Source organism: Paenibacillus sp. 01T422 (assembly GCF_056398785.1).
On the sequence record NZ_JBFTQB010000430.1, the window covers coordinates 1 to 5,248 of the forward strand.

General features: G+C 44.9%; 5 protein-coding genes and 1 other annotated feature. All 5 genes read left to right on the forward strand.

All coding sequences use genetic code 11. The features are described 5' to 3' along the window. On the forward strand, positions 1 to 578 hold a 578-nt coding region (locus tag AC1DUA_RS22155; RefSeq protein WP_477501836.1), incomplete at its 5' end, for a sensor histidine kinase. A gap of 28 nt (positions 579 to 606) precedes the next feature. Beyond that, complete coding sequence (locus tag AC1DUA_RS22160) at positions 607 to 975, forward strand: hypothetical protein (RefSeq protein WP_477501837.1); 369 nt, start codon at positions 607 to 609, stop codon at positions 973 to 975. 227 nt (positions 976 to 1,202) lie between these two features. Next, positions 1,203 to 3,437, forward strand: a complete 2,235-nt coding sequence (locus AC1DUA_RS22165; RefSeq protein ID WP_477501838.1) for a GDYXXLXY domain-containing protein — start codon at positions 1,203 to 1,205, stop codon at positions 3,435 to 3,437. A gap of 59 nt (positions 3,438 to 3,496) precedes the next feature. Beyond that, positions 3,497 to 4,384, forward strand: coding sequence for an EamA family transporter (locus AC1DUA_RS22170; RefSeq protein WP_477501839.1), 888 nt, complete (start codon positions 3,497 to 3,499; stop codon positions 4,382 to 4,384). Positions 4,385 to 4,432: 48 nt separating this feature from the next. After that, positions 4,433 to 4,653, forward strand: a binding site (T-box leader). Between the two features lie 51 nt (positions 4,654 to 4,704). Beyond that, positions 4,705 to 5,248 (forward strand): arginine--tRNA ligase domain-containing protein (gene argS / locus AC1DUA_RS22175; RefSeq protein WP_477501840.1); only part of this gene is annotated, 544 nt, incomplete at its 3' end.

Genomic DNA, 5,248 nt, shown 5'->3' on the forward strand with positions numbered 1-5,248 from the left:
AAACACCTGAGCAGGCGGCTGGCTATATTAGTATTGCTTATAATAAGTCCGAGAAGCTGAAGCTGCTCATTGATGATTTGTTCGAGTTCACGAAGTTATCGAATCATGATGAACCTCTTTACAAAGAAGGGGTTGCAATCAATGAGCTACTAGACCAATTGCTTGAGGAGTTTGTCACACTGGCAGAAGAGCAGCAGCTTACGATCAACCGCACGATCCCGAAGGAGAGGCTGTTGGTTCGTATCGACGTGGATAAAATGATTCGTGTCTTCGAGAATCTTCTGGGAAATTCCCTGAAGTACAGCCTGAAGCCGGGGGCGATTACGGTCAGATTGCACCATGATTACCGATATGTCACTCTGCAAGTTAGCAATCAAGCAGAACTGCTTAGTGATGACGCCTTGCATCAGCTATTCGATCGGTTCTATCGGGTTGATGCTTCACGCTCATCCAATACCGGAGGCTCTGGTCTGGGGCTCGCAATTGCCAAAAGTATTGTAGAATCGCACGAAGGTGCCATTTGGGCAGAGCAAGGCAGCGGACAGATTCATTTTTTCGTAAAATTGAAGCTTGTTTAATGAAATAGACGCATAAAGGGGATTTGCTATGAGACCATGGATTGTTGGCCTGATATGTGTAAGTTTACTAGGATTAATAGGCTGCTCAAAGACGATCGAATTTATCGGAAAAACGGAAGAGTGGCAAGTGGAATGTTTAGTTCACCCTTCCGATCATAAGAAATCATTTGTAATCACGTATATTGGAAAAGAAAGTAAGTCTGTTGAAAATGTCAGTTACTCTTTCATTGATAGCAAAAATTTCAATCAAAGTGGTACTAGCGAAACGAGTTCGAGAAATTTGAAAATGAGCGGAAAGTCTACCGAAGAAACGCCTTATGTAGATGAAGATGGGTTTAAACTTCATATCAAGTGGAATGACAAGGAGGACACGATAACTATAGTCAAAAAAGGTTAGCTTCGCGCATATACATACTCAGCCGATTATTACCTCTAAGGTAGAATCGGCTTTATTGTCGTCCGAAAGGCTTAGCCGTCGTTGTTATTGGCAGCTTATGCACTTCGACGCTGGGGAGAAGTAGAATGATTAGCTAAGCTAATGATCGGGTACTAGGAATAGTTAGTACTTCTCAAAACTTATAACTCAAGTACAATGAAAAGTAAGACGAGAGGAGGGTATGCATCATGAAATCGAAATGGATTACGATTCAATTAGGCTATGTACTGGGAGCCAGCTCTCTTCTAACTGCCATTGTATATTTCTTTGCAACCAATTGGGAGCAATTAAACCGCTGGGAGAAGTTCGTACCTGCTTTTCTGCTTATTCTCGGCTTCTATGGGTTATCAGTCTGGCTTTCCCATCAAGCCGGCCGACAGTTTCTGAGTAAGTTTAGCTTGTTTGCAAGCTGCGTTTCCTTTGGTGTAGGGGCAGGGCTCATTGGGCAAACCTACAACTCCCATGCTGATAGCTATACATTGTTTGCAATCTGGTTTATTCCGGCATTTCTTTTTGCCATCTGGACGAGGTGGCAGCCTTTTTACATCCTATCGTATATACTTGGGCATTTGGCTTATTGTTTTTACTTTTTCCCGCAGTGGGGTGAGAGATCAGATTTGGAGGTTGTCCAAATCGCGATTTGGGCAGGATTAGCTGTTGCAAACGGTATTCTCTATCTGTTAACAGAGCGTGGAAAGCTGAACTCGTCGTTTCTGAAGTGGATTACATTTCAAGCGGTTATAGGCATACTGCTCATGCTTTCAAATTCGTACGTATTCGAAGATTATGGGGTGTTCATGAATTTGCCCCTGATTGCTGTTCTTGGGGCAGCAGTATGGTATTCCCATAAGACGCGTAACAAAGTCTATCTGCTGTTCTCAGGTTTATGGATTTCAGCCACGATTATTTTCAAATACATTGAACTCATCGTTCACAATTATAATGAGCTATTTTTCATAGTGAGTTTGCTGTTTGTCATTGTATTCATCGGTGCGAATGTGAAGTTCATGACATTTATCCGTGCATGGCAGCCTGCCGAGAAACCAACGAATGGTGAATTCGAAGGGGAGGCAGGTGAGCACGATAAATCGGAAGGTGATTTTACCAAATGGATTGTGCGCGTTCTCACGGTTTCGGTGGTTATTATTGGCTCGCTGCTAGGCAGCCTGACAGTTATTGGGATTGTTACGTTGGTGCTGGGGTTCGAGAACCCTGAGAATGTGTTGATGGGTTTTGGGCTTGTTGTTGTCGCTGGCATGATCTTTTTGAAAAAGTTAAATGCACTTGTCCGGTACACAATACTGATCAGCGGGCTGCTTCTTGGCGCGGGAGCAGCTATGTTTGCAGAAAATGTCCTGGTCTTATTCGCTTTCTTAGCGCTTACAATAGCTGCATTTATCTACATTGCCGGGATGGTTCATCGCGTCTTTTTCTTCCTTGCTGCCATTTTGATTACAGCCGCGATATTAGCCAATTGGATTGATAGCAGTGTTATCATTTTGTCAGTGATAGCGGGTTTACTATTCGCCCTGTTTGCAGGCGGTCAGGTCATTCGGAATGCTGCAATTAGGCAACCAGTGCTCTATAGCAGCTATCCATCGTTCCTTTTAACTTTGTTTGCATTAACCTTCATGACCGAATCTGGCTGGTATTATGTCACCAATGCCCTGTTTTTTGTTCTTGTGGTGCTTGCCTTAGTCGTTAGCAGACAGCTGCATATTCGCTGGGTTTTCAATTGGTCGATGGGCTTCTGGACAGCTTTCCTCGTGTACAAATATTACGATTTAGCCTGGAAGCTGCTGCACAAATCGGTTACGTTCGCTATGATCGGAATCTTGATACTGATCTTCACCGTGTGGTATGAAAAAAGACACCGTCTGGAAGCTGCCGAACCAGAAGCAGCTGCTGGAGCAAATGATAAGGCGAACCGCCTCCTAATTGCGGTGCTAGTGCTGCTGCAAATCGCGGCGATGTCCATCCAAATCGGCAAAAGTGAATGGCTGCTCTCCCATGGACAGCTCATCAAACTCCAGCTTGAACCGCTGGACCCACGATCGCTTATTCAAGGTGATTATGTGCGTTTGCGCTACACGATTTCTGAGCCGCCTATTTCGGATACGAGCAAAGGCGATGTGACATCTAAGCAGAAAATCTCTGTTGTGCTTGCTCCGAACACAGCTACAGGTGTGTATGAATTTAGCCGCATATACACAAAAGGTGAGGATCTTGCGCCAGGCGAAGTTCGTATTAACGGTACCCGGAAAGGGTACGAAGAGATCGAGTATGGCATTGAAACTTATTTCATCCCGGAAGGAACGGGTCGCAAATACGAACAAAATGCTAAGTATGCGGAAGTGAAAGTTTCTACGAGCGGAGATGCCATTCTTGAGAACCTTGTCCTACAACAAAGTGTTGTTCAATAAGGATTAATGTGGTAAAATAACCCGATCTTTGCAAGCAAAAGAGAGGGGTAGCTGTTCGGATGTGGCTCATGTATTCCGTACTTGCGGCTTTCAGTTTCGGGCTGCGAGGCATTCTGTATCACTGGTCCAGCCAGCAATCATTAAATCGGAATGTGCTGCTATGCGGCACATTTTTCATGGGGGCGCTAATTAGCGGCATCTGCGCCATCCTTTTACAACAAGCTTGGACGGTGTCTGCACTGATTGGCGTTCAAATGGGGCTGTTTTCCTTTGGGGCCAATGCCAGTATGTTCAAAGGTTTTGCCGTAGGGAAAGCGTCGCTGGTCGCGATTCTCACCGGTTTGCCATCCGTTGTTGTGGTATTCGTTGCGTATCTGATTTGGGATGAACGACTAAACATCATGCAGTTTCTTGCCTTTGTCATTATTGTTATCGGGATTTTAGTCGTGCGCTACTCCAATGATATTACGCTCAAAAATTTGCAAGGTGCGGGATGGGGAGCACTGGCTTTAATTCTCTTTGCTGCCAATGACTTGTCAAGTAAATGGACGACTTTGGTATCGGCCCCGTTGTTTCCGACACTGTTCTGTATGTTTGCTACCGGAACCGTTTGTTTTGGTTTATGGTGGTTGAGGGATCAGAAGCAAGATAAGAAGCAAGGTGGCAACGCTCAAGTAAAAGTGGCAGCCGCCTCAGGCTGGACGGAAAGACGGACTTTTCTGTTTGGGATGATCGTGGGCATTACGAATGTGGTCGGCATGATTTTCATTATTCATGGATTTGAACATGGCAAAGCAGGTTTAGTTTCTGCTGTTGTCGCATTGAATGTACTGATTGTTCTGCTGTACACGCGATTTGTTTTGAAGGATAGATTTTCAAGAATGGAACAGTCTGGACTGGCTTTGGCGTTTATTGGCATCTTAATGATGAAATTAGTTGCCTCTTGACAACTTGAAAATATTGAAGTAATATTCAGTCAATTCATAACTTGATATGTAACATTGATGAACAGGACAGTAGTTCTTGTCGGACAGGCGCAGCGAGCCGGGAATGGTGGGAACCGGTACGAATGTCAGGAACGAAACGGACCTGGGAAATGGTCTTCCGAAATGAGCAGTAGGGAGATCCGGCATAAGCCGTTATCGTATGAGGGGTTAAATCTGTAGATTTAACACTTAGAGTGGTACCGCGGGAATGAACAGCTCTCGTCTCTTATTTAGAGACGAGGGCTTTTTTGTATGCAAATCATGTGATTTGGGAGGAAAATATGATGATTCAGCAGCTATTAACCGTTGAAATTGAGCAGCACGTCGAAGCCATGTTCCAGGAGTCCGGGACCCAGCGACCAGACAATTTGAAAATTATAACCGAGCATCCGGCGCATCCGGAACATGGGGACTACAGCTCCAACATTGCCATGCTTTTGGCCAAAATATTACGCAAATCGCCATTGCAGATCGCAGGGGAGCTTCAGAATCGCATCGAACAGAACGGGCTTGTCCAAGGTTTGTTTAGCAAGGCAGCTGCTGTTGCACCTGGTTTTCTGAATTTTTATATCAACTGGGATGCATGGGCTAATGGTGAATATCAAGCTCTAACTAAGCGCGCTACTCCTAGCAAGAAATCCAAAGTGTTGGTCGAACATACGTCCATCAATCCGAACAAAGCCGCGCATGTCGGCCATTTGAGAAATTCCTGTATCGGTGACTCTTTGTCGCGTATGCTTTCGCATGCTGGGTACGAAGTGGAGGTTCACAACTATATCGATGATCTTGGGAACCAATTAGCTGACACGGTTGTAGGTATACTTC